Origin of the sequence: Mesorhizobium sp. WSM4308, from assembly GCF_002294905.1 — a bacterium.
In the GTDB taxonomy this organism is placed as follows: Bacteria; Pseudomonadota; Alphaproteobacteria; order Rhizobiales; family Rhizobiaceae; genus Mesorhizobium.
In genome coordinates this window covers 400917-425413 of record NZ_NSFW01000003.1, presented here as the reverse complement: position 1 = coordinate 425413, position 24497 = coordinate 400917, and the positions used below count along the sequence as shown (strand labels likewise).

Here is a 24497-nt window from a genome sequence, read left to right as displayed (position 1 = left end):
ACGATGCAGATCATGGTGCTGGGCGGCGGCGTCATTGGGGTGACCACGGCCTATTATCTTGCCGAGGCCGGTCACGAGGTGACGGTGCTCGACCGCCAGAAAGGCCCGGCGCTGGAAACCAGTTTCGCCAATGCCGGCGAGATTTCGCCCGGCTATGCCTCGCCCTGGGCCGGGCCCGGCATTCCGCTGAAGGCGATCAAATGGCTGTTGATGAAGCATGGCCCGCTGGTGGTGCGGCCGGCCTTCGATCCGCACATGTGGACCTGGCTGGTCAAGATGCTGCGCAACTGCACCGCGGAGCGCTATGCCCTCAACAAGTCGCGCATGGTGCCGCTGGCCGAATACAGCCGCGACACGCTGAAGGCGCTGCGCGAGGCGACCGGCATCACCTATGACGAGCGCAGCCGGGGCACGCTGCAGCTGTTTCGCACGCAAAAACAGCTCGACGGCACCGGTGGCGATGTCGATGTGCTGAAGAAATATGGCGTGCCCTACGAGATCCTCGACCAGGACGGCTGCATCGCGGCGGAGCCGGCGCTGGCCGGCGTGCGCGAGAAATTCGTCGGCGGGCTCAGGCTGCCGCATGACGAGACCGGCGACTGCAAGATGTTCACCGAGAAACTGGCCGAGCTCTGCGTGGCGCGCGGCGTCAAGTTCGAATACGACACGACGATCTGGCGCGTCCTGCGCAGCCGCAACCGCATTGCCAATATCAGCACCAGCAAGGGGTTCAAGGCCTCCGAAGCCTATGTGATGGCCCTGGGCAGCTACTCGGCCGGCTTCATGCGCCGGATGAAGCGGTCGGTCCCGGTCTATCCGGTCAAGGGCTATTCGATCACCGTGCCGATCAAGGATGCCGCTCTGGCGCCGGTGTCGACAGTGATGGACGAAACCTACAAGGTGGCGATCACCCGGCTGGGCGACCGCATCCGCGTCGGCGGTACGGCCGAGATTTCAGGCTTCGATCTCAGGCTGCACGAATCGCGGCGGCGCACGCTCGAACATTCGGTCGGCGATCTCTTTCCGGGCGCCGGCGCCATGCGCGAGGCGACCTTCTGGTGCGGCCTGCGGCCGATGACGCCGGACGGGCCGCCGCTGATCGGCCGCACCGAGCTTTCCAATCTCTTCCTCAACACCGGCCATGGCACGCTCGGTTGGACCATGGCGTGCGGCTCTGCCAAGGTGCTGGCCGACATCATGTCGAACAAGGTGCCCGACATCGATGCCCGAGCGCTGGCTCAGGAGCGCTACCTGAAATAGGCGCGGCGCGGGAAGATCAGAACGCCTGCCTGACCCAAGCCTCGTCGAACAGCAGCCGATAGGCCCAAGGGATCGTCACGTTGGCGGCGACCGGGTTCGAGTGGGCGAGATAGTCGTCATAGATCGGCTTCATCCTGACGTAGAAGGCGGGATCGAGCACCATCATGCCGTTCTCTGAATCGTGGAAGAAGCTGCGGTTGTTGAGATTGACCGAGGAGATGGCGACCAGCCTTTCGTCGATCATCATGATCTTGGAATGCAGCACCACGTCGGGCGCCTTGAACTCGCGAATGTTGATGCGGTCGCCATATTTCTCGACGAACAGCTTGTTGAGCGCGGTGAGGAACTTGCCGCCAATGTCGTCCTTGAGGTCGATGCGGCCGACAATGTCGATCTTGACGCCGCGGGCGAGCGCCCGGTCGAAGGCCTGGGCGAGGCTCGGCGTCAGATTGAGGTAGGGGTTTACGATCTGGATATGGTGGCGGGCGGCGTCGACCAGTTCGACGAAATAGTCCTCCAGCGCATGGTCGTCCTCATAGGGCACGGAAATGAAATGCCGGGCATTGCCCTGGGGGTGGCCATCTCCACGGACCGGGATGGAGAAGGGGCGCGCCAGATTGGTGTCGGCGTCGCGCAACCATATCGTCGACAGATGCGCGGCGAGCGTCTCGACCGTCGCCCTGTCGGCGAACTCGATGTCGAAGTCGCTCCAGTTCGAATAGTAGTTCAGCGAAAAGCCATCGGTCTTACCGTATTGCTGCAGGTCCGGATAGCGCGACAGGTCGATCGGACTGTGGAACAGGAAACCGTCATGGATGTTGCGGCCGCCGATGATGACGCGCGAGCGCGCAGGGTCCAAAGCCAGCGTCGCCAGCATCTTGATATGATGGGTCTTGTGCAGCTGTGAGATCTGCTCGTCGATCGGCGCGCCGTGATCGGCGCGCCAGCGATATTCCTGCAATTCGACATTGGGGAACTCCGCCGCCAGCCGGTGCAGCATGGCGTCGTCCTTTTCGCGCTCCAGCACGTCCGTGACCAGGATGCGCACCTTGGTGCCAAGGGCGGCATGATGGCGGATCAGCCGCTCGATGATGCGGCCGGAAAAGTCGGCCTTGAATTCGAGCGACGACAGATAGATCAGCTTCAGCCTGGGCGCCCTGGAGAAATCGAGCGGCAGTTCCGGGTCGCCTTTGTCTATTGCCGCATCGGAAAGCGGTGCGCCCATCAGCGCCTCGACCTTGGCGTTGAAGCCGTCGCGCGACTTGCGCAGCAGCCGAGGCTCGCCGATTGGCAGGGCGCAGGTCTGCGACAGCCAGCGGCTGGCATAGAAGGCACGCTCAAGCGCGTCGAGGCCGGCGCTGTCGGGGACCGAGCAGCGCTCGTAGCGGCTGTCGAAGCTGGCGAGTGAGGGATCCGCGGCCTCTTCGCGCCGGATGGTGAGCGGCGCGCCGGCCGGGGCAAGGCTGGAGCGGACCCTTGCCGTGCAGCGGTTCAGGCTGTCACTTGGAAACAGGCTGACCGTGTCGTCCTCACCCGACAGGCGGAAGCGAAATGCCGCGCCGACGGCGATGGTGCGCGCGGCGCCGGCGGCGCGGATCGCCAACGCGCCGTCGCAAGTAGCCTCGATCTCAGCCGGCTGCTCGCCGGCCTGGCGCACGACGATCTCGGTACTGCGCGCCTGCAGGCCGGAGAAATCGAAACTCCTGGGTGCCGAGGGCCGCGCCGCCGCGTCGATGTAGAGCGTCTGCCGCGAGACCCGCCAGCGTCCGTCGAAACGACCCTCGCCGCTGCCGCCATTGGCCGGCGGCAGATGCGTCCTGGTGACCGGTCCGGCCAGTTGCTGCAGCTTCGAATAGGTCGCCTGAAAGTCGCTGTTCCGTACGTCGCGGCGGTTGCGCCCGAACGGGCCGGTGCCGTTGGCGCGGTCCATGGCGCCGAGCTGATTGTGGGCGAGCAGCGCCAGGAAGCGCCTTTCGTAGTCGCTGGCGCCGGCGTCGTCAAAAAACCGCGACGCGGCGACCTGCGGCCCAGGCATGCTTGCTGACAGCCAGGGCCGCGCACAGGCCGCCTCTCCCGGCAGGAGATCGCAGGAATCGCGGCCTGTTCCGGCACAACCGGCAAGGGCGATCAGCCCGAACAGGGCAAGGATGACAAATGCGTGGCGATTCACCCGGTGGCTCCGGCCTTCATGACGCTCAACTGAGCCGGGTCGCGCGGCGGCATGAAGCCTTGGGGAAACACCTTGCAGACGGGAATGGTGAAGGTAGCGATCAGCAATTCCGCCTCGCCGCGCATCTTGCGTGGCGCCGTCTTGTCATCACGGATCGCCCTGGCGGAGGCGACGAGCGCGCCGTCGCAATCGCAATGATCGTGGCGCGCGATGTAGCAGGCGTCGTGGGTCCGGCACACCGCGTCGAGGCGGTCGACCGGCCGGGCCGACAGATCGCCGGTGCGGGTGCCGGGGCCGCAATAATTGCCGAAGACGAAAGGCGAGGGGCGCGCCATGGCGTAGCGGATCGGCTTGGGCAGTTCGGCTTGCGGCACTTTTGCCCACGGGTTGGCGCAGGCCGAAACGAAAATCAGCGGCAGGATGGCAAGAACGGCTCGCATGTCTATCCGCGCCAGCTTTCTGAACGATATTCCCACCCGGCGACCTGCCCGTGGTCGGCGCTGCACGCCTGATGCCACAGTGGCCGGTTTTGTGGCAAGGAAAAGGCGTCGCCTATTGACCGATCCTGATATATCGTGGCGGCACAATCTGCCCATGGCGCCACCTGCGCCTCACATTCGCGAGCGGTGATGCGTATCTGCTTCCTGGTTACGGCCGTCGGATTTCTATTCTGCGCAACAGCGGCCAATGCCGCCGACAAGACCGTCCACGACCGGGAAAATGGGTTCGCACTAACCTTTCCACCGGAATGGATCAATGAGCCGCCTTCCGGCGAAGCGATGCGGCTGAGCGTGCAATCCCCCGATCGGGCCCTTACCTGCATGGTGTCGACCTCGCTTTACGATGCATCCGCACCGGATTCTCCGTCCGATCCGAGCAAGTTTATCGAGGGCTGGTCCATGGAAACATGGACGATGATGATGGGCAAATCGTTCAGCACAGCCGATTTCAGCAATGACAAGCTTGCAAGGTTTCCCGACGGCTACCCGGTGCGACTTGCCGACCTGGATTTTACGGTTATCGACAACGATGTTCGCGTGCACGGCCATTCCAGATTTGCGTTCTCGTTGCGGGGAGCGCGCTATGGCTATGTCAATTGCAGCGTGATGAGCGAGAGCGCCGAGCAGGTGAAGCAGATGTGGGCGCCGCTGGCGGACAAGGCCGAGCGTGTCGTGAATTCGTTCGTTCTCGACCCACCTTGAACAGCGCATTGCGTCTGCCGGTTTGCGAAATCAGGCAAAGAGGCCCCGCTCCCGCTCCACCGCCTTGGTGATGAAGCCGGCGACGATCTGGATGCGACGCAGCGGCCTGACCGATTCGTGATAGACCAGCCAGTAGGCGCGGCGGATGGGCGCCACCACGTCGACGGCCACCAGTTCCGGCATCGAGCGGGCGACGAAGGTGTGCAGGATGCCGATGCCGGCGCCCGAACGCACCGCTTCGGCCTGGCCGAGCGCCGAGGAGATGGCGAAGCTGGTGCGCCAGTCCGCGCTGAATTCGGCCGCGTAGTCGAGTGAAGGGCTGACGATGAGGTCGGGCACATAGCCGATGAGTGTGTGCCGGCCGAGTTCGGCTGCGGTTTTGGGCAGGCCATTGGCATCGGCATAGGCGCGTGAGGCAAACAGGCCCAGCGAATAATCGACCAGCTTTCCCGCCACCAGCCGGCCCTCGGTCGGCCGCTCGACGGTGATGGCGATGTCGGCTTCGCGACGGGACAGGGAGAAGGAGCGCGGCACCGGCACGAGCTGGATCGTGAGTTCGCGATGCAGCGCGGTGAGTTCGCCGAGGCGCCTGGCCAGGAAGGCGACGCCGAACCCGTCCGGCGCGCCGATGCGCACGGTGCCGGAGATATCGTCGCCTTCGCCTGATATGGTCGAGCGCGCGGCGATCATGTCGCTCTCCATGCGCTCGGCAATATCAAGGAATCGCTCGCCGGCCGGCGTCAGTTCGCTGCCGGTGGTCAGCCGGCGGAAGAGCTTCGTGCGCAGTGCTTCCTCGAGCGCTGCGATGCGGCGCGAGACTGTGGCGTGGTTCAGCTCCAGCCGCCGGGCGGCGCCGAGGATCTGGCCGGCGCGTGCCACGGCGAGAAAGATGCGGACGTCATCCCAGTTCATGGGAATCCCCAGGAGATATCTTGTCGTCAGTCATTTGCGAGAATTGATGCTCGCCCGTCAACCGATATCTAATTTTCGCACAACGGTTGCGTTCTCCCTCGCGTTGCCTTCGCCACCGCAAAGGCGGACAATGCGCCATCACAAACAAGGGAGAGATATCATGATCGAATACGGTCATTTCATCGGCGGGAAGCGTGTCGCCGGCACCAGCGGCCGCAAGCAGGACGTCATGCAGCCGATGGACGGCTCCGTGCGCGGCACGGTGGCGCTGGCCTCGCAAGCGGAACTGCGCGCGGCGGTCGAGAATGCCAAGGCGGCGCAGCCGAAATGGGCCGCCACCAACCCGCAGCGCCGCGTGCGCGTGCTGATGAAATTCCTCGAACTGGTCGCCCGCGACTATGACGAACTAGCCGACATACTGGCACGCGAGCACGGCAAGACCATCGCCGACGCCAAGGGTGACATCCAGCGCGGCCTCGAAGTGGTCGAAGTCTGCATCGGCGCGCCGCACATGATGAAGGGCGAATTCACCGATGGCGCCGGCCCCGGCATCGACGTCTATTCGATGCGCCAGCCGCTCGGCGTCGTCGCCGGCATCACGCCGTTCAATTTCCCGGCGATGATCCCGCTGTGGAAGATCGCGCCGGCGATCGCCTGCGGCAATGCCTTCATCCTCAAGCCGTCCGAGCGTGATCCGGGCGTGCCGATCCGCATCGCCGAACTGTTCCTCGAAGCCGGCCTGCCTGCCGGCATCCTCAACGTCGTCAACGGCGACAAGGAAGTCGTCGACGCCATCCTCGACGATCCCGACATCAAGGCCGTCGGCTTTGTCGGCTCGACGCCGATCGCCCACTACATCTATTCGCGCGGCACCGCGGCGGGCAAGCGGGTGCAGTGCTTCGGCGGCGCCAAGAACCACATGATCATCATGCCCGACGCCGACATGGACCAGACCGTCGACGCGCTGATCGGCGCCGGCTACGGCTCGGCCGGCGAGCGCTGCATGGCGATCTCGGTGGCTGTCCCGGTCGGCAACGACACTGCCAACCGGCTGATGGAAAAGCTGGTGCCGCGCGTCGAGAGCCTGAAGGTCGGCCCGTCGACGGATTCGGCCGCCGATTTCGGCCCGCTGGTGACGGCTCAGGCGCTGGAGCGCGTGAAAGGTTACGTCGATACCGGCGTCAAGGAAGGCGCCACTCTGGTCGTCGATGGCCGCGGCTTCAAGATGCAGGGCTATGAGAACGGCTACTATATGGGCGGCTGCTTGTTCGACAACGTCACGGCGGACATGCGCATCTACAAGGAAGAAATCTTCGGGCCGGTGCTCTCGGTGGTTCGTGCTCCGACCTATGAGAGCGCGATCAAGCTCGCCAACGACCATGAGATGGGCAATGGCGTCGCCATCTTCACCCGCGACGGCGACGCCGCGCGTGACTTTGCAAGCCGTGTCCAGGTCGGCATGGTCGGCGTCAACGTGCCGATCCCGGTGCCGATCGCCTATTACACGTTCGGCGGCTGGAAGGCGTCGTCCTTCGGCGACCTCAACCAGCACGGCCCGGACGCCTTCCGCTTCTACACCAAGACCAAGACGGTGACCTCGCGCTGGCCGTCCGGCATCAAGGACGGTGCGGAATTCGTCATCCCGACGATGAACTGAGCTGACGGTTTTCTTGCTTGCGCGCCTCTCGCCCTCGGCGGCGGGCGCGCGGCAACATATCCGACATCGAAGGCCCGGGCTGCATGCCCGGGCCTTTTCGTTGTGGTCGCGGCGTTATCCGCCAAATCGCTAATGTGATGGAACCAAGCGGGCGCCATACGTCTTACGCTGTATCCTGCAGCGCTTGCAGGCCAATCAACAGCGCCGGTAGCAGCTGGGGTTTTGCGTCTGGCGCAGGGAGGTCTCAGATGACACGAGGTCTTGTGGCGACGATGATCTTGATGTCGCTTGCGATATCAGCCGGTGCGGCGCAGGCGAATGCGGCTGGACAATGCGCACCGCGGGCCGATCTGATCAAGGCACTTGGCGAGAAGTTCCATGAGATCGAGGCCGGGCGTGGCCTGATCAATTCCAGCGTGGTTCTCGAGGTCTTTGTTTCCGAGCAAGGCAGTTGGACCGTTCTGGCCTCCGATACCAAGGGCCAGAGCTGCATACTGTCCGTCGGTGAAGGCTGGGACAGTACAATGATGAAAGCGGCCCTGCCGGGTGCTTGAGCGACCCGGCGCGTTCGCGGCCCCTCGGCAGGTCACGCCGTGACGGCAGGCCCTTTTTGCAGCGGCCTGAGTGTGGCTTGTTTTCAGATCGGGGCCTCACCATATCGATTCCAGGGAAATGATAAAATTCCCTGACGACAGACCGGAAACCAGAAGGAGTGACGTGATGAAGACGTCGAACCCGGCCTGGAGCGTTCTGGTGTATTGAGGCTGCCCCATGTGCCTCCCTTTGCCGGAACGCCAAGGCGAAGGAGGTGCCAAATGGCACACAAATTTTCGTTTCGATGGATCAGGATAGCCGCGATCGGCGCCGTGCTGGCGTTGTGGACGCTATCGGCGCAGGCGCAATTTATCTGCGGCGGCCACAGTGACCTTGTCACGGGACTGGCGCAGGCCTTTGAACAAAAGCAGATCGGCTACGGTGTGGTCGGGCAATCCGCCATTGTGGAGATCTATGTCTCGGCAAGCGGGACCTGGTCGATGCTGGTGACCGACGTGCAGGGTCGAAGCTGCATTTTCGCGACCGGTGAGGGATGGGAGAATACCGCCATCGCCGCCGCGCGAGGGATTTGATCGCCCGATCAGCGTGTCGCGGCGACCTCGGCATGGCCGCGCAGCAGCGCCATCAGCCGCTTGGCATCCTTGGCGGCTGCATCCTCGTCGCCGTCGAGGATCGAGCGGATCAGCGCGACGTGATGCTCGGCTGACTCGGCGAGGCCCGTGTCCGCCTTGTAGCGGAACCAGAAGCGGCGGCTGTGGGTCTGCAGCGGCGCCGCCAGCCGCGCGGCGAAGGGGTTGTCGGCGGCCATCGCCAGCGCCTCGTCGAGCGCCTTGTCGGCCTGGATGAAGGCAAGCACATTGCCCGAGATGACCGCCTTCTGCATGGCGAGCGCCGCCTCGTGAAACAGGTCCGCCGCCTCGCGGGTGACGAAGCGGGCGGCCGAACGGGCCAGCACCACCTCGACACCGCGCCGGGCGTCGAGCACGCGCAGCCAGTCGCCGGGATGCAGCGGCGCGATCGCGATGCCGGCGCGCGGCCTGACATCAAGCAGCCCTTCCCAGGCCAGCCGCTGGATCGCCTCGCGCACCGGCGTGCGGCCGAGGTCCAGCTTCTCGATAAGCGCCCCCTCGGTGACAAAGCTCGACGGCGCCAGTTCCAGCGTAACGATCATATGCTCGAGCACGCGATAGGCCCTGGCCGCCGCCGGCTCGGAGGTCATAGTTGCTTCCATGGATATCAAAGGCGATCTCCTGATATATTCAAAATATATCATAACGGATTCCGCATTGACAGCGAGTTTCCTAACAGATATACGACTGATATATCAGATGGAGACACGACTATGTGGACCGGAGTTTTCCCCGCCGTCACGACCAAATTCACCGCCGACGACCGGCTCGACCATGCCGAAATGGAGCGCTGCTTCGGCCTGCAGATGGAGGCCGGTTGCGATGGCATCATCGCATGCGGCTCGCTTGGCGAAGGGCCGATGCTGTCGCCTGACGAGAAGATCGAAGTGCTGAAGACAGCGCAGAAAGTCGCCGGCAAGAAGCCGGTACTGCTGACCGTCAATGAGGCGGGCACCCGTGAGGCCGCCGCTATTGCCAGGCGCGCCGCCAGGGAAGGCGCCGATGGCCTGATGGTGGTGCCGAGCCCGATCTACCACACCAATGCGGAAGAGACCGTTGCCGCGCTGCGCGCGGTCGCCGAGGCTGGCGACCTGCCGGTCATGATCTACTCCAACCGGCTCGCCTATCGCGTCGACGTCACCGTCGACCAGATGGAGGAGTTGGCGTCGGACAAGCGCTTCGTCGCCATCAAGGAATCCTCCGACGATATCAGGCGCTCGACGGAGATCATCAACCGGCTTGGCGACCGCTACGATCTGTTCACCGGTGTCGACAATCTTGCTTTCGAGGCGCTGTCGGTCGGCGCCATCGGCTGGGTGGCCGGCCTGGTCACCGCCTTCCCGCGCGAAACCGTCGCCATCTTCCAGCTGATGAAGCAGGGCCGCCGCGAGGAGGCGCTCGCCATCTACCGCTGGTTCCGGCCACTGCTCGACCTCGACGTCTCGACCTATCTGGTACAGAACATCAAGCTTGCCGAAGTGCTGGCAATCGATACCAATGATCGCGTGCGCATGCCACGCCAGCCGCTGTCGGGCGAGCGCCGCAAGGCGGTCGAGAAGATCATACGGGATGCGCTGGCGGCGCGGCCGAAGCTGCCTTCGCTCCAGACGTCTCCTCTATCGGCGGACAGACTGGTGGCAGCCGAATAAGGGACAGCATCGACGTGCCAGGAAATCCCAAATTGCCGGAACAGGAGCAGTGCTCCGCCGCTGGGGCACCTTCTCCGCGTGAACGGGGAGAAGGGAAAGATATCGCCATTGTCGGCGGTGGCATTATTGGCATCTGTGCCGCCGCCTTCCTCGCCGAGGCGGGGCGCGGCGTAACGATCTTCGACCGCACCGGCATCTGCGAGGAGACGAGCTCCGGCAATGCGGCCGCCTTCGCCTTTTCGGACGTGCTGCCGCTGGCGCACAAGGGCATGATCAAGCACCTGCCGAAATGGCTGGCCGATCCGCTCGGCCCGCTCAGCATTCCGCCCGCCTACCTGCCGCGGCTTCTGCCCTGGCTGATCCGCTTCTGGCGCGCCGGCGCGCCGGCGAAATACGAAGCCAGCCTCGCCGCCCAGGCCGGCATGATGAAGCTCGCCGAAACCGAATGGATGGGACTGCTCGATCGCTCCGGCACGCGGCCGATGCTGCGCGAGGACGGCTCGCTGGAGCTCTACGAGAGCGAAGCCGAGTTCCGCGCCTCGCTGTCCGGCTGGGCCGCGCGCGAGCGCTTCGGCATCGGCTTTCGCCATGTCGAGGGCGAAGGCCTGGCGGGTCTGCAGCCGGGCCTGTCCCCGCGCTTCATCAAGGGCACCTTCGTGCCGGGCTGGAAGACGGTCGCCGATCCAAAGCTGCTCGGCAAGGCGGTGTGGGCTTACGCCGAGGCCAGGGGTGCCCGCTTCGAAAGGGCTGGGATCGACCGGATCGCGGCGGACCAGCATGGCGCGACGCTGACGCTGACCGACGGCACGACCAGGCAGGCAAGGCACCTGATCGTCGCCGCCGGCGCCTGGTCGCACCTCCTGGCACAGCAGCTTGGCGACCGCATTCCGCTGGAGACCGAGCGCGGCTACAACACGACGCTGCCCAAAAGCGCCTTCGATGTGAAGCGGCAGCTGATCTTCTCCGGCCATGGCTTCGTCATCACGCCGCTGGAGACGGGCCTGCGCGTCGGCGGCGCGGTCGAGCTCGGCGGCATAGAGCGGCCGCCCAATTTCAACAGATCGAAGGCGCTCCTGCAGAAGGCGCAGCAGTTCCTGCCCGGGCTCAATCCCTCGGGCGGGCGCGAATGGATGGGGTTCCGGCCCTCGCTGCCGGATTCGGTGCCCGTCATCGGCAAGGCATCGGGAAGCCGGCCGGTCGTCTATGCCTTCGGCCACGGCCATCTCGGCCTGACCCAGGCCGCGGCGACCGGACGGTTGATCCGGGAAATCATCCTGGGGCAGGTTGCGTCTGTTGATCTCGCCCCCTTCAGTCCACAACGGTTTTGAATTTTCGAGGAACGACATGGCCAAGAAATCCTTCTTCTGCATCGACGGCCACACATGCGGCAATCCGGTGCGGCTGGTCGCCGGCGGCGGCCCGCTGCTCGAGGGCTCGACGATGATGGAACGGCGCGCGCATTTCCTCGCCGAATATGACTGGATCCGCACCGGGCTGATGTTCGAGCCGCGCGGCCATGACGTGATGTCGGGTTCGATCCTCTATCCGCCGACGCGCGAGGATTGCGACATCGCCATTCTGTTCATCGAGACCTCCGGCTGCCTGCCGATGTGCGGCCACGGCACCATCGGCACGGTGACGATGGCCATCGAACACGCGCTGATCAAGCCGAAGACGCCGGGTGTGCTGAGGCTCGATACGCCAGCCGGGCTGGTCATCGCCGAATACAAACAGGTCGGCGAATATGTCGAGGAGGTGCGCATCACCAATGTGCCGTCGTTCCTCCATGCCGAAGGTTTGACGGTCGAATGTCCCGGGCTCGGCGAGATCACCGTCGATGTCGCCTATGGCGGCAATTTCTACGCCATCGTCGAGCCGCAGGAGAACTACCTCGACATGGCGGATCATTCCGCCGGCGACCTCATCGCCTGGAGCCCGGTGGTGCGGCAGCGCCTCAACGAGAAGTATTCCTTCGTGCATCCGGAGAACCCCGGCATCAACAGGCTGTCGCACATGTTGTGGACCGGCAAGCCGACGGTGGAAGGGGCCGACGCCCGCAACGCCGTATTCTATGGCGACAAGGCGATCGACCGCTCACCGTGCGGCACCGGCACCTCGGCGCGCATGGCGCAGCTCCATGCCAAGGGCAAGCTCAAGGCAGGCGACGCCTTCGTGCATGAATCGATCATCGGTTCGCTGTTCAAGGGCAAGGTCGAAAAGGAGATCACCGTGGCGGGGAAGCCCGCGATCATTCCTTCGATCGGCGGCTGGGCGCGGATGACCGGACTGAACACGATCTTCATCGACGACCGCGATCCGTTCGCGCATGGTTTCGTGGTCACGTGAGGAGAATCCTGACGCCGCGGAAAGGAGTGTGACGAAAAGACCAACCTTGTCAGGAACGCAACGATTCCTCTTGTCACCTAATTTTGACGATGATTTCTTCGAAACGGGGCGCATGATACGGCCGAATCGTCAAAGACATTGCGTTATGCCAATGATAGGGTCCGCGATAGTCCAGGGGTCGGGTGCAGAAAACGGGCGGTCGGAACGACGTGAATCGGAAACACGCGGGGCGGTCAAAAAAATCACGTTGCAATCCGGGCTCGAAACTTTACGACTAGGGGAAATACGAAAAGGAATGCGTCTGCATGGGCGACATTCCAGGGGAGCCACGTACACATGCAGTATTTTGTCCAGCAGCTTATCAACGGGCTGACGCTGGGATCGATCTATGGGCTGATCGCAATCGGCTACACGATGGTCTACGGCATCATCGGCATGATCAACTTCGCCCATGGCGACATTTTCATGGTGGGCGCCTTCACGGCGCTGATCGTCTTCCTCATCCTCGGCGCGCTGTTCTATTCGGTGCCCGTGGTCATCGCTCTGCTGGTCATGATGATCGTGGCGATGCTGCTGACCAGCCTCTACAACTGGACGATCGAGAAGGTGGCCTACCGGCCGCTGCGCGGTTCGTTCCGGCTGGCGCCGCTGATCACCGCCATCGGCATGTCGATCGCGCTGTCGAACTTCGTCCAGGTGACGCAAGGTCCGCGCAACAAGCCGATCCCGCCGATGGTCAGCCAAGTCTACAACATCGACGGCGTCAGCGTGTCGCTGAAGCAGATCATCATCGTCATCGTCACCGCGCTGCTCCTGGTGGTGTTCTGGTACCTGGTCAACAGGACCTCGCTTGGCCGGGCGCAACGCGCCTGCGAGCAGGATCGCAAGATGGCCGCACTGCTCGGCATCGACGTCGACCGCACCATCTCGATCACCTTCATCATGGGTGCCTCGCTTGCCGCCGTCGCCGGTACGCTGTTCCTGATGTACTATGGCGTGGTGGCTTTCTCCGACGGTTTTGTGCCGGGTGTGAAGGCATTCACCGCGGCGGTGCTTGGCGGCATCGGCTCGTTGCCGGGCGCCGTGCTCGGCGGGCTGCTGATCGGCTTCATCGAGAGCATGTGGTCGGCCTATTTCTCGATCGACTACAAGGACGTCGCGGCGTTCTCGATCCTGGCCATCGTGCTGATCTTCCTGCCTTCCGGCATATTGGGCCGGCCTGAAGTCGAAAAGGTCTGAGATCATGGCCGTGACCGTATCTCGCGAGAGCGACAGCGTCGCCACCCCCACCCAACGCGCGCTTAAGGAAGCGTTCTATGCCGGCGCCATCGCGCTTGGCCTGTTCGTGCTGTTCATCGGGCTGAAGACCGGTCAGAACATGTCCAATGAACTGGTCCTGACTCAGCGCTGGGGCCTGCTCGCCGCCGTGGTGATCGCCACGGCCGTCGGCCGTTTCCTCTATGTCGCCTATGGCCAGCCCTTCATGGCCAACCAAAAGATCGCCAACGTCGCCACCGGTCTGTTGCCGGCCAGCGTGGGGTCACGGTTCTTCACGCTGCCGGCCTTCATCGTGGCTGTCGTCGCGGCGGTGCTGCTGTTCGTGTTCAACAGCTCCCTCGCCGGATGGGTGGGAGCAGAACCGGCCGGCTATCTGCAATTCCTGCGCGCCCTGGCGGTCATCTATCTACTGGCTTGCGCGATCTACTACTTCCGCGCCTTCATCCATGCCAACTTCACCAAATTGGGCATCACCGCGCTGGTGCTGTACCCGATCCTCGTGGTCGCGGTGCTGTCGCTGAACGCGTGGTCGATTGCCGGAGGGCTGCAGGGCTCGCTGAAATGGGTCGACAATTTCGGCATCCAGATCCTGATCTATGTGATGCTGGCCTGGGGACTGAACATCGTCGTTGGCCTCGCCGGCCTGCTCGACCTCGGTTACGTCGCCTTTTATGCACTTGGCGCCTATGCCTATGCGCTTCTTGCCACGCATTACGGCCTGTCGTTCTGGATCCTGCTGCCGGCCGCGGGCTGCATGGCCGCCCTGTGGGGGGTGCTGCTCGGCTTCCCCGTGCTGCGCCTGCGCGGCGATTATCTGGCGATCGTGACGCTCGCCTTCGGCGAGATCATCCGCCTGGTGCTGATCAACTGGCGCGACGTCACCAACGGGTCGGCCGGTATCTCCGGCATTCCCAAGGTTTCCTTCTTCGGCCTGATGACCTTCAACGTGTCGGACCCCAACTACATTGCCAAGGTTCTGCATCTCGCGACATCGAGCGCCTACTACAAGATCTTCCTCTACTATCTGATCCTCGGCCTGTGCCTGCTTACCGCCTTCGTCACCATCAGGCTGCGCCGTCTGCCGGTCGGCCGCGCCTGGGAAGCCTTGCGTGAGGACGAGATCGCCTGCCGCTCGCTCGGCATCAACACCACCACCACCAAGCTGACCGCCTTCGCCACCGGCGCCATGTTCGGTGGCTTCGCCGGCTCGTTCTTCGCCGCGCGGCAAGGCTTCGTCAGCCCGGAATCCTTCGTTTTCCTGGAATCGGCCATCATCCTCGCCATCGTCGTTCTCGGCGGCATGGGCTCGCTGGTCGGCATCGCGGTCGCCGCGATGGTGATGATCGGCGGCACCGAGGCGCTGCGCGAACTCGATTTCCTCAAGCAGATCTTCGGGCCGGACTTCACCCCCGAACTCTACCGCATGCTTCTGTTCGGCATGGCCATGGTCATCGTCATGCTGTGGAAGCCGCGCGGCTTCGTCGGCAGTCGTGAACCGACCGCCTTCCTCAAAGAGCGAAGGGCTGTCTCAAGCTCCTTCACCAAGGAGGGCCACGGCTGATGAACGCGACCACGCAAATGAACGACGCCATCCTGCAGGTCGAACATCTGTCGATGAAGTTCGGCGGGCTGGTCGCCATCGGCGACCTCTCCTTCACAGCCAGACGCGGCGAGATCACGGCGCTGATCGGGCCTAACGGCGCCGGCAAGACCACCGTGTTCAACTGCATCACCGGCTTCTACAAGCCGTCCGAAGGCATGATCACGCTCAACCGTTCCGACGGCTCGACCTATCTCTTGGAACGGCTGCCCAACCATGAGATCCCGGCGCGCGCCAAGGTGGCGCGCACCTTCCAGAACATCCGCCTGTTCTCGGGCATGACGCTGCTGGAGAACCTTCTGGTTGCCCAGCACAACAAGCTGATGAAGGCCTCGGGCTATACGGTGCTCGGCCTGTTCGGCTTCAGCGGTTACCGCAAGGCATCGGCAGAGTCGATGGACCTGGCCAGGCATTGGCTGGAGAAGGCCGATCTCGTCGATCGCGCCGACGATCCGGCCGGCGATCTGCCCTATGGCGCGCAGCGGCGCCTCGAGATCGCGCGTGCCATGTGCACGGGTCCGGAACTTCTGTGCCTCGACGAGCCGGCGGCCGGCCTCAACCCGAAGGAATCGGCGGCACTCAACGAGCTCTTGATGGACATCAAGAACAACACCGGCACCTCGATCCTGCTGATCGAGCACGACATGTCGGTGGTCATGCAGATTTCCGACCATGTCGTGGTGCTGGAGTATGGCCGCAAGATCTCCGACGGCAATCCGCAGTCGGTGCGCACCGATCCACGCGTCATCGCCGCCTATCTCGGCGTCGACGACGAGGAGGTCGAGACCGTGCTGACCGAGGTCGGCGACGAGGACGTCATCGAGCAGCTCGACATTGGGCCGGATGCCGCACATGGCCCGGGGACATCGTCGTCATACCTGGCCGGACCCGTGACCGACACCGTCGGACACAGCGATGGCGAGCGCGTCACGGTGTCGAAAGGCGCCTCGAAGGCGGCACAGGTCGATGCCCGCGCGGCTACCGTGGCGAGTAAACCCGTCGCAAAACCGGCCGCGCCGGCCAAGCCGGCGGCGAAAGCGGCACCGAAGAAAACGGCCGCCAAGGCGCCCGCGGCAAAGGCCGAAGGCATTTCCAACCGCCTCGCCGCCCCTCGTGGCGGCAAGGCCGACAACCTGACCCGCATCAAGGGCATCGGCACGGTCAACGAGAAGAAGCTCAACGACCACGGCATCTTCCACTTCGACCAGATCGGCGCCTGGAAGAAGGCCGATGTCGAGGCTGCCGAAGCCTATCTCGCCTTTGACGGACGCATTGCGCGCGAGGAATGGGTCAAGCAGGCCAAGCTGCTCGGTCAGGGCAAAGACACGGAATTCTCGCGCCGCGTCGACGCCGGCAAGGTGGCGACCAGCCATGCTTCCGCCAAGACTACCGGTGCGGCCAAGCCTGTGTCGGGCAAGCGTGGAGGGGGCAAATAATGGCCAGGACAACGCTGCTCGATATCAAGGGCGTGGAGACCTATTATGGCAACATCCGGGCGCTGAACGGCGTCGATGTCACCGTCAAGGAGGGCGAGATCGTGGCGCTGATCGGCGCCAACGGCGCCGGCAAATCGACGCTGATGATGACTATTTTCGGCGCTCCCCGCGCCCGCACGGGGACCATCACCTTCGCCGGCACCGACATCACCCAGTTGCCGACGCACGAGATCGCGCGCATGCGCATCGCCCAGTCACCCGAAGGCCGGCGCATCTTCCCGCGCATGACGGTGATGGAAAACCTGCAGATGGGCGCCAGCCTCGACAACCTCAAGCACTATGACGAGGACGTCGAGAAGGTGTTCGCGCTGTTCCCGCGGCTCAAGGAGCGCATCGCGCAGCGCGGCGGCACGCTGTCGGGCGGCGAGCAGCAGATGCTGTCGATTGGACGCGCGCTGATGGCGCGGCCGAAGCTGCTTCTGCTCGACGAGCCGTCGCTGGGCCTGGCGCCGCTGATCGTCAAGCAGATCTTCGACGCGATCCGCGAGCTGAACCGCACGCAAGGGCTGACCGTGTTCCTGGTCGAGCAGAACGCGTTCGGCGCGCTGAAGCTCGCCACGCGCGGCTACGTCATGGTCAACGGCAATGTGACGATGAGCGGCACCGGCAAGGAACTGCTCGCCAATCCGGAAGTGCGCGCCGCCTATCTCGAAGGCGGACATCACTGAGTTTGGAGCGGAATGTGCATCCGGTATCCCGCTCCAACTTGTTTGTTTGTCGCATGATCCTTGTCCGAAAAGTCTGCAACTTTTCGGGATCATGCTAGGGAGACTTCATCATGCAGGGCATTCTCTATGAGGAACCCTCGATCTGGCAGTTCTTCTTCGTCACCTGTCTGCTCGGCGGCTGGGCGGCCTGGATGACTGGCAAGGCCAGCGCCCAGACATGGCGCTCCTTCATCCAGCTTTTCGCCTATCTGCTGGGTCTCGGCATCGGCATCCGCTTCATCCATCACGCGCTGTTCGACGGCACGATGTTCTCGCTGCAGTACTATATCGTCGACACCATCGTGCTGATGATATTGGGCTTCGTCGGCTATCAATACACACGAACCAACCAGATGGTCACACAGTATAATTGGCTCTACGAAAGAGCTTCAATCTTGAGCTGGAAACCGAAAGGTTGACGTTCATCATTAACGCCGGGTCAGGGATGAATCGGCGTGACAAGTGCCTGAAAATCGGCAAACTATGCTTTCTGCGATAAGGGTGGGCATCGCATGAAAGCTTCATCCACGCCCACTCCGTTAATGGGAGCGTTTAAATGAAAAAGTCACTTTTGTCCGCCGTCGCCCTGACCGCGCTTGTCGCGTTCGGCGGCAACGCGTGGGCTGATGTAATGTTCGGCGTTGCCGGTCCGATCACCGGTCCGAATGCGGCCTTCGGCGCACAGCTGCAGAAGGGCGCAGAGGCGGCGGTCGCCGAGATCAATGCCAAGGGCGGCATCAACGGCGAGCAGATCAAGCTCGAAGTCGGCGACGACGTCTCCGATCCGAAGCAAGGCATCTCGGTCGCCAACAAGTTCGTCGGCGACGGCGTCAAGTTCGTGATCGGCCACTTCAACTCGGGCGTCTCGATCCCGGCCTCGGAAGTCTACGCCGAAAACAACATCGTCGAAATCACGCCGGCCGCGACCAACCCGAAGTTCACCGAGCGCGGTCTGTGGAACGTGTTCCGCACCTGCGGACGCGACGATCAGCAGGGCAGCATCGCCGGCGCCTACATCGCCGCGAACTTCAAGGATGCCAAGGTCGCCGTCGTGCACGACAAGACCCCTTATGGCCAGGGCCTCGCCGATGAAACCAAGAAGGCGATGAACGCCGCGGGCGTCAAGGAAGTGATGTATGAAGGCGTCAATGTCGGCGACAAGGACTTCTCGGCGCTCATCGCCAAGATGAAGGAAGCCGGCGTCACCCTGATCTACTGGGGCGGCCTCCATACCGAAGCCGGCCTGATCATCCGCCAGTCGGCGGACCAGGGCCTCAAGGCGCCGATGATGTCGGGTGACGGCATCGTGACGGACGAACTCGCCGCGATCGCGGGCGACGCCGTCGCCGGCACGCTCAACACGTTCGGACCCGATCCGCGCCTGATCCCGGCCAACAAGGAACTCGTCGAGAAGTTCCGCGCGCAGGGCTTCGAGCCGGAAGCCTACACGCTCTACGCCTACGCTGCCGTGCAGGTGGTCGCCGAGGCGGCCGCTGCCGCCAAGACGAACGACCCGCAGGCCGTCGCCAAGGCGATGCATGAAAGCGGCCCGTTCCCGACCGTGCTGGGCGATCTTGCCTATGACGCCAAGGGCGACCCGAAGCTGCCGGGCTACATCATGTACGAGTGGAAGAAGAAGGACGACGGCAAGTATTCCTGGTTCCCGAAATAAGCTGCTCTGGCAGGTCTGAAATCCAAGATGCCCGGCGCGACGCGCCGGGCATTTTCTTTTGGTGCGTTCGGGTCGGCGATGATCTTTCTTGCCGGCACCTCTCAGGCGGAGAGATCGCATCCAGGATCGAAATTGTCGTCATTGTTCCGTCCGTTCGCGCCAAGGCATGCGAGTGTTGGCCGGATAATTGATTTAAATCGGTTTAAACCGGCGTTGATTTTGTTTGCACTGCAGCATTTTCACGCTAATCATTGCACCGATTTCCCGTCCCTGCCGCTGCTGGAGCCCAGTCCTTGGCCATCACGAAGATCCTCGTCGCCAACCGGTCAGAAATCGCCATCCGCGTCTTTCGCGCGGCCAATGAGTTGGGCCTCAAAACCGTGGCGATCTGGGCCGAGGAAGACAAATATTCGTTGCACCGCTTCAAGGCCGACGAGAGCTACCAGGTCGGGCGTGGTCCGCATCTCGCCAAGGATATGGGGCCGATCGAGAGCTATCTGTCGATCGAGGAGGTGATCCGCGTCGCCAGGCTTTCCGGCGCCGATGCCATCCATCCCGGCTATGGGCTCCTGTCCGAAAGCCCCGAATTCGCCGAAGCCTGCGCGCAAGCGGGCATCACCTTCATCGGGCCGAAGCCGGACACGATGCGCCGTCTCGGCAACAAGGTCGCGGCGCGCAATCTCGCCATTGAGGTCGGCGTGCCGGTCATTCCCGCCACCGATCCGTTGCCGGACGATATGGAGGCGGTCAAGAAACTGGCCAAGGAGATCGGCTATCCGGTGATGCTGAAGGCCTCGTGGGGTGGCGGTGGGCGCGGCATGCGCGCCATCCGTTCCGAGGCCGATCTCGCCCGAGAGGTCACGGAAGGCAAGCGCGAGGCGAAGGCCGCCTTCGGCAAGGACGAGGTCTACCTCGAAAAGCTGATCGAGCGCGCCCGCCATGTCGAGGTGCAGGTGCTTGGCGACACGCATGGCAATGCCGTGCACCTGTTCGAGCGCGACTGCTCGATTCAGCGCCGCAACCAGAAGGTCGTCGAGCGGGCGCCGGCGCCCTATCTCGAAATGGCGCAGCGCGAGGAGCTTTGCGGCCACGCGCTAAAGATCGCGCGCGAGACCAGTTATATCGGCGCCGGCACGGTCGAGTTCCTGCAGGATGCCGATACCGGAAAATTCTATTTCATCGAGGTCAACCCGCGCATCCAGGTCGAGCATACCGTCACCGAACAGGTGACCGGCATCGACATCGTCAAGGCGCAGATCCACATCCTCGACGGCTTCGCCATCGGCACACCGCAATCGGGCGTGCCGGCGCAGAAGGACATCAGGCTCAACGGCCACGCCTTGCAGTGCCGCATCACCACCGAGGATCCCGAGCACAATTTCATTCCGGACTATGGCCGCATCACCGCCTACCGCGGCGCCACCGGCTTCGGCATCCGGCTGGATGGCGGCACTGCCTATTCCGGCGCGGTCATCACTCGCTTCTACGATCCGCTGCTGGAGAAGGTGACGGCGTGGGCACCGACGCCGGCCGAGACGATTGCCCGCATGAACCGGGCGCTTCGCGAATTCCGCATCCGCGGCGTCGCCACCAACCTCACCTTCCTCGAAGCGATCATCAACCACCCGAGCTTCGCCGACAATTCCTATACGACGAAGTTCATCGATACGACGCCGGAACTGTTCCAGCAGGTCAAGCGGCAGGACCGCGCGACCAAGCTGCTCAACTATCTGGCCGATGTCAGCGTCAACGGCCACCCCGAGACGCGCGGCCGGCCGATGCCGAAAGCCGATGCGGCGGCACCGGTGGTGCCCTACCTCAATGGCAATGTGCCGGGCGGCAGCAAGCAGAAGCTGGACGTGCTCGGTCCTGAGAGATTCGCCGGCTGGATGCGCGAGCAAAGGCAAGTTCTGGTCACCGACACGACGATGCGCGACGGCCACCAGTCGCTGCTGGCGACACGCATGCGCACGCATGACATTGCCAATATTGCCGGCACCTATGCCCGCGCCCTGCCGCAGCTTCTGTCGCTCGAATGCTGGGGCGGCGCGACCTTCGACGTCGCCATGCGCTTCCTCACCGAGGATCCTTGGGAGCGGCTGTCGCTGGTGCGCGAGGCGGCGCCCAACCTGTTGCTGCAAATGCTGCTGCGCGGCGCCAACGGCGTCGGCTACACCAACTATCCCGACAATGTCGTGCAGCATTTCGTCAAGCAGGCGGCTGCCGGCGGTATCGACCTGTTCCGCGTCTTCGATTGCCTGAACTGGGTCGAGAACATGCGCGTCGCCATGGACGCGGTCGGGGCCGAAGGCAAGCTGATCGAAGCGGCGATGTGCTACACCGGCGACATTCTCGATCCGGCGCGGGCCAAATACGATCTGAAATACTATGTCGGCCTGGCCGGCGAATTGCAGGCCGCCGGCGCCCATATCATCGCCGTCAAGGACATGGCGGGTCTGTTGAAGCCGGCCGCCGCCCGCGTGCTGTTCAGGGCGCTGCGCGAGGCGACCGACCTGCCGATCCATTTCCACACCCACGACACGTCTGGCCTGTCGGCGGCGACCGTGCTGGCGTCGGTGGAGAGTGGCGTCGACGCCATAGACGCGGCGATGGATGCCTTCTCCGGCAACACGTCGCAGCCTTGCCTGGGCTCGATCGTCGAGGCGCTGAAGGGCACCGAGCGCGACCCCGGCCTCGACCCGCAATGGATCCGCAAGATCTCGTTCTACTGGGAAGCGGTGCGCAACCAGTACGCCGCCTTCGAAAGCGATCTCAAGGGGCCGGCCTCGGAAGTCTATCTGCATGAAATGCCGGGCGGACAGTTCACCAACCTCAAGGAACAGGCGCGCTCGCTTGGGCTGGAAACGCGCTGGCACGAGGTGGCGCAGACCTATCACGACGTCAATCTGATGTTCGGCGACATCGTCAAGGTGACGCCGTCATCCAAGGTCGTCGGCGACATGGCTCTGATGATGGTCAGCCAGGACCTGACCGTCGCGGATGTCGAGAACCCGGCCAGGGATATCGCCTTCCCGGACTCGGTCGTCTCGATGCTGCGCGGCGATCTCGGCCAGTCGCCCGGCGGTTGGCCGGCGGCGCTGCAGAAGAAGGCGCTGAAAGGCGACAGGCCGATCACGGCGCGGCCCGGCTCGCTGCTGAAGCCCGCCGATCTCAAGGCCAGCCGCAAGGAGATCGAGGAGAAGCTGGAGCGCAAGCTCTCGGAATACGAATTCGCCTCCTGGCTGATGTATCCGAAGGTGTTCACCGACTTCGCCGGCGCGCAAGAGACCTACGGCCCGGTCAGCGTCCTGCCGACGCCGACCTATTTTTACGGCATGAAGTCCGAAGACGAGATCTTCATCGACATCGAGAAGGGCAAGACGCTGGTCGTGCGGTGCCTCGCCATCGGCGATGTCGACGAGAAGGGCTTGGTCACCGTGTTCTTCGAGCTCAACGGCCAGCCGCGGCGCGTGAAGGTGCCGGACCGGGCGCATGGCGCCTCCGCCGCCAAGGCGCGCCGCAAGGCCGAGCCTGGCAACGAGGCGCATGTCGGCGCGCCGATGCCGGGCGTGGTCTCCGCGCTTTCGGTCGCCACCGGCCAGGCGGTGAAGGCCGGCGACGTGCTGCTCTCCATCGAGGCGATGAAGATGGAAACGGCGCTGCATGCCGAGCGCGACGGCACCGTCGCCGAGGTGCTGGTCAAGGCCGGCGACCAGATCGATGCCAAGGATCTGCTGATCGCCTTCGCTTGAGAAGCGGCAAAGGGCGGGCAGGCTGTCGGCTTCTGTCGGCAGCCCCCATGCCTTGTTCGATAACGGCTTGACCCGCCGCCGCCGGTCGGGCATCGAACCGGCTCAAATTTGCCGCCGTCTTTCGCCGAGTCGCGGCGCCGAACCCTTTTGGAGAAAAACATGGCCGACGATATCACCGAGACCAGCCAGACTGTTGCCGCCGGCCAGCTGCGTGCCTTCATCGAGCGCATCGAGCGGCTCGAGGAAGAGAAGAAGACGATCGCCGACGACATCAAGGAAGTGTTCGCCGAGGCCAAGGGCACCGGCTTCGACACCAAGGCGATGCGCACCATCATCCGCCTGCGCAAGAAGGACCAGGCCGAGCGCCAGGAAGAGGATGCGATCCTCGATCTGTACATGGCCGCGCTCGGCATGGTGTAAGGCGCGTGGCCGGAAACCGGCCATGAGTGGTTTGACGTCGGCGGCCGCCGCGCCTCGGCCAGCGATGGCGGTGGCGTCACATGAGCAGGCCGGGCGGCTCAGGATGACGAAATCGATCCTGGCCGCCGCGTGAAGCCGAGGCCCCTCGATTTCGGATCGGCATATCGAGGGCGGAGCGCATCTAAATTTGGACCGCTGCTTAAAGCGCGTCGCGATCCTTCGGGCTGTGAGCAAGTCTTGAAAGTTGTGCGCGGATAAACGCTCTTCGCGCCGGTGCTGTGCTCCGCTACAACGGAGCCGAGGGATGCTCTCCACAAAAGACTGGTCGTTCAGCACACCGGGTTAAAACGAACCGTCTTCGGCGGCGTCGCATCACCGAGAGCGATGCCCACGCTTACGCAGGACTTGTCGATGAACGAGACCGTCGTTGAAATCCGAAGATATTCCGGGGAGGTCGAGAGGCACCAGCATGACTATCCCCAAGTGGTCCTACCGGTTTCCGGAGCGCTCGAAATCGATCTGGGGCACCGTTCAGGACGGGTTTCGGGCAGCACTGGCGTCTTTGTTTCTGCCGGTTGCCAGCACGCGTTCTACGCCAAACAAACGGACTCTTTCGTTGTCCTCGACCTGCCGTCCCGCCTCGGCATCCGGGAGCCGGATGAAGACATACCCGCATTTTTTGCGATCGGCCGGGAGGTTCACGGCCTGATCGACTACATGGCGGTGCTGGCGACATCGCAGGAGCTTTCCGCCTCGCTTCGACACGCCTGGTCGACATTGCTGCTGGATCGCATCGCTCCTGCAAGGGATCGTCCGGATCGCGCAGAGCTTGCTGTCAGAAGAGCCACGGCGTTCATGCAACGAAAGCTTGCCGAGCCAATCCGCATTGCCGATATCGCGGAAGCGGCAGGGATGAGCCCAACCCGTCTGCATGAAGCCTTCACCAGACGGCGCGCGACCACGCCGCACGCGCATTTGGTTGCGATGCGCCTCGATGCGGCTGAACGGATGCTTGCCGATCCGCGCCTTTCCATCGCGGATATCGCGATGTTCAGTGGTCACTCTGACCAGAGCGCCTTGACGCGCGCAATGCGGCGGGAGCGAAACTCAACCCCGGCCGAAGTTCGCCGAAATCTGCTCGGAAGAACGGGAGGAAAAGCCTAAAATCCGGAAGGTTCTGCCGAGATATCGG

General features: G+C 63.6%; 21 protein-coding genes. 17 read left to right on the top strand and 4 right to left on the bottom strand.

Annotated features, from left to right (window positions below):
• Nucleotides 1-3 precede the first annotated feature (3 nt).
• Entirely contained in the window at nt 4-1260 is a 1257-nt protein-coding gene (locus tag CK227_RS07925; RefSeq protein WP_095771999.1) for a D-amino acid dehydrogenase, read from the top strand.
• A 16-nt stretch (nt 1261-1276) separates the two neighbouring features.
• Here CK227_RS07925 and CK227_RS07920 read toward each other — a convergent pair whose 3' ends face one another.
• The gene (locus CK227_RS07920; RefSeq protein WP_095772000.1) at nt 1277-3430 is read right to left on the bottom strand and encodes a phosphatidylserine/phosphatidylglycerophosphate/cardiolipin synthase family protein; all 2154 of its coding nucleotides are present in this window, start codon (nt 3428-3430) and stop codon (nt 1277-1279) included.
• Nucleotides 3427-3870, bottom strand: a complete 444-nt coding sequence (locus CK227_RS07915; RefSeq protein WP_095772001.1) for a hypothetical protein — start codon at nt 3868-3870, stop codon at nt 3427-3429. Before CK227_RS07915 ends, CK227_RS07920 begins: the two co-directional genes overlap by 4 nt.
• A gap of 189 nt (nt 3871-4059) precedes the next feature.
• Between CK227_RS07915 and CK227_RS07910 the strand changes: the two genes are divergently transcribed.
• Nucleotides 4060-4632 (top strand): hypothetical protein, encoded by a 573-nt coding sequence (locus tag CK227_RS07910; RefSeq protein ID WP_095772002.1) that lies wholly within the window; start codon nt 4060-4062, stop codon nt 4630-4632.
• 30 nt (nt 4633-4662) lie between these two features.
• Here CK227_RS07910 and CK227_RS07905 read toward each other — a convergent pair whose 3' ends face one another.
• Nucleotides 4663-5544, bottom strand: a complete 882-nt coding sequence (locus CK227_RS07905) for a LysR family transcriptional regulator (protein ID WP_095772003.1) — start codon at nt 5542-5544, stop codon at nt 4663-4665.
• A 160-nt stretch (nt 5545-5704) separates the two neighbouring features.
• Between CK227_RS07905 and CK227_RS07900 the strand changes: the two genes are divergently transcribed.
• From CK227_RS07900 to CK227_RS07890, 3 genes are all read left to right on the top strand, one after another.
• A complete protein-coding gene (locus CK227_RS07900) occupies nt 5705-7201 on the top strand; it encodes a CoA-acylating methylmalonate-semialdehyde dehydrogenase (protein ID WP_095772004.1) in 1497 nt (498 codons plus the stop codon).
• A 248-nt stretch (nt 7202-7449) separates the two neighbouring features.
• Complete coding sequence (locus CK227_RS07895) at nt 7450-7755, top strand: hypothetical protein (protein WP_095772005.1); 306 nt, start codon at nt 7450-7452, stop codon at nt 7753-7755.
• Nucleotides 7756-8016: 261 nt separating this feature from the next.
• Nucleotides 8017-8328, top strand: coding sequence for a hypothetical protein (locus CK227_RS07890; RefSeq protein ID WP_095772006.1), 312 nt, complete (start codon nt 8017-8019; stop codon nt 8326-8328).
• Between the two features lie 8 nt (nt 8329-8336).
• Here the strand turns inward: CK227_RS07890 and CK227_RS07885 are convergent, their stop codons facing one another.
• A complete protein-coding gene (locus tag CK227_RS07885; protein WP_179296389.1) occupies nt 8337-9029 on the bottom strand; it encodes a GntR family transcriptional regulator in 693 nt (230 codons plus the stop codon).
• Between the two features lie 69 nt (nt 9030-9098).
• Between CK227_RS07885 and CK227_RS07880 the strand changes: the two genes are divergently transcribed.
• The 12 genes from CK227_RS07880 to CK227_RS07825 all read left to right on the top strand — a co-directional run bounded on the left by CK227_RS07880 (nt 9099) and on the right by CK227_RS07825 (nt 24469).
• A complete protein-coding gene (locus CK227_RS07880) occupies nt 9099-10034 on the top strand; it encodes a dihydrodipicolinate synthase family protein (protein WP_095772007.1) in 936 nt (311 codons plus the stop codon).
• A 14-nt stretch (nt 10035-10048) separates the two neighbouring features.
• A complete protein-coding gene (locus CK227_RS07875) occupies nt 10049-11362 on the top strand; it encodes an FAD-binding oxidoreductase (RefSeq protein WP_179296390.1) in 1314 nt (437 codons plus the stop codon).
• 16 nt (nt 11363-11378) lie between these two features.
• Nucleotides 11379-12380 carry a 4-hydroxyproline epimerase gene (locus CK227_RS07870; RefSeq protein ID WP_095772008.1) on the top strand — a complete coding sequence of 334 codons (1002 nt, stop codon included), beginning with the start codon at nt 11379-11381 and terminating at the stop codon, nt 12378-12380.
• Between the two features lie 336 nt (nt 12381-12716).
• A complete protein-coding gene (locus CK227_RS07865; protein ID WP_095772009.1) occupies nt 12717-13619 on the top strand; it encodes a branched-chain amino acid ABC transporter permease LivH in 903 nt (300 codons plus the stop codon).
• Between the two features lie 4 nt (nt 13620-13623).
• On the top strand, nt 13624-15219 hold the full coding sequence (livM, locus tag CK227_RS07860; protein ID WP_095772010.1) for a high-affinity branched-chain amino acid ABC transporter permease LivM: 1596 nt from the start codon (nt 13624-13626) through the stop codon (nt 15217-15219).
• Entirely contained in the window at nt 15219-16694 is a 1476-nt protein-coding gene (locus tag CK227_RS07855; protein WP_095772011.1) for an ATP-binding cassette domain-containing protein, read from the top strand. The genes livM and CK227_RS07855 overlap by 1 nt, the downstream gene beginning before the upstream one ends.
• The gene (locus tag CK227_RS07850; RefSeq protein WP_095772012.1) at nt 16694-17422 is read left to right on the top strand and encodes an ABC transporter ATP-binding protein; all 729 of its coding nucleotides are present in this window, start codon (nt 16694-16696) and stop codon (nt 17420-17422) included. The genes CK227_RS07855 and CK227_RS07850 overlap by 1 nt, the downstream gene beginning before the upstream one ends.
• 110 nt (nt 17423-17532) lie before the next feature.
• On the top strand, nt 17533-17880 hold the full coding sequence (locus tag CK227_RS07845) for a DUF6867 family protein (protein ID WP_010912085.1): 348 nt from the start codon (nt 17533-17535) through the stop codon (nt 17878-17880).
• Nucleotides 17881-18017: 137 nt separating this feature from the next.
• A complete protein-coding gene (locus tag CK227_RS07840) occupies nt 18018-19133 on the top strand; it encodes a branched-chain amino acid ABC transporter substrate-binding protein (RefSeq protein WP_095772013.1) in 1116 nt (371 codons plus the stop codon).
• A 293-nt stretch (nt 19134-19426) separates the two neighbouring features.
• Complete coding sequence (gene pyc, locus CK227_RS07835; RefSeq protein ID WP_095772014.1) at nt 19427-22885, top strand: pyruvate carboxylase; 3459 nt, start codon at nt 19427-19429, stop codon at nt 22883-22885.
• 159 nt (nt 22886-23044) lie between these two features.
• A complete protein-coding gene (locus CK227_RS07830) occupies nt 23045-23305 on the top strand; it encodes a DUF2312 domain-containing protein (RefSeq protein ID WP_095772329.1) in 261 nt (86 codons plus the stop codon).
• A 411-nt stretch (nt 23306-23716) separates the two neighbouring features.
• Entirely contained in the window at nt 23717-24469 is a 753-nt protein-coding gene (locus tag CK227_RS07825; RefSeq protein WP_095772330.1) for an AraC family transcriptional regulator, read from the top strand.
• Nucleotides 24470-24497: the final 28 nt, after the last annotated feature.

Coding starts and splice junctions, on each gene's coding strand:
- CK227_RS07925 (WP_095771999.1), top strand. CDS start 4: ATGCAGATCATGGTGCTGGGCGGCGGCGTCATTGGGGTGACCACGGCC.
- CK227_RS07915 (WP_095772001.1), bottom strand. CDS start 3,870: ATGCGAGCCGTTCTTGCCATCCTGCCGCTGATTTTCGTTTCGGCCTGC.
- CK227_RS07910 (WP_095772002.1), top strand. CDS start 4,060: ATGCGTATCTGCTTCCTGGTTACGGCCGTCGGATTTCTATTCTGCGCA.
- CK227_RS07905 (WP_095772003.1), bottom strand. CDS start 5,544: ATGAACTGGGATGACGTCCGCATCTTTCTCGCCGTGGCACGCGCCGGC.
- CK227_RS07900 (WP_095772004.1), top strand. CDS start 5,705: ATGATCGAATACGGTCATTTCATCGGCGGGAAGCGTGTCGCCGGCACC.
- CK227_RS07895 (WP_095772005.1), top strand. CDS start 7,450: ATGACACGAGGTCTTGTGGCGACGATGATCTTGATGTCGCTTGCGATA.
- CK227_RS07890 (WP_095772006.1), top strand. CDS start 8,017: ATGGCACACAAATTTTCGTTTCGATGGATCAGGATAGCCGCGATCGGC.
- CK227_RS07885 (WP_179296389.1), bottom strand. CDS start 9,029: ATGATATATTTTGAATATATCAGGAGATCGCCTTTGATATCCATGGAA.
- CK227_RS07880 (WP_095772007.1), top strand. CDS start 9,099: ATGTGGACCGGAGTTTTCCCCGCCGTCACGACCAAATTCACCGCCGAC.
- CK227_RS07870 (WP_095772008.1), top strand. CDS start 11,379: ATGGCCAAGAAATCCTTCTTCTGCATCGACGGCCACACATGCGGCAAT.
- CK227_RS07865 (WP_095772009.1), top strand. CDS start 12,717: ATGCAGTATTTTGTCCAGCAGCTTATCAACGGGCTGACGCTGGGATCG.
- livM (WP_095772010.1), top strand. CDS start 13,624: ATGGCCGTGACCGTATCTCGCGAGAGCGACAGCGTCGCCACCCCCACC.
- CK227_RS07855 (WP_095772011.1), top strand. CDS start 15,219: ATGAACGCGACCACGCAAATGAACGACGCCATCCTGCAGGTCGAACAT.
- CK227_RS07850 (WP_095772012.1), top strand. CDS start 16,694: ATGGCCAGGACAACGCTGCTCGATATCAAGGGCGTGGAGACCTATTAT.
- CK227_RS07845 (WP_010912085.1), top strand. CDS start 17,533: ATGCAGGGCATTCTCTATGAGGAACCCTCGATCTGGCAGTTCTTCTTC.
- CK227_RS07840 (WP_095772013.1), top strand. CDS start 18,018: ATGAAAAAGTCACTTTTGTCCGCCGTCGCCCTGACCGCGCTTGTCGCG.
- CK227_RS07830 (WP_095772329.1), top strand. CDS start 23,045: ATGGCCGACGATATCACCGAGACCAGCCAGACTGTTGCCGCCGGCCAG.
- CK227_RS07825 (WP_095772330.1), top strand. CDS start 23,717: ATGAACGAGACCGTCGTTGAAATCCGAAGATATTCCGGGGAGGTCGAG.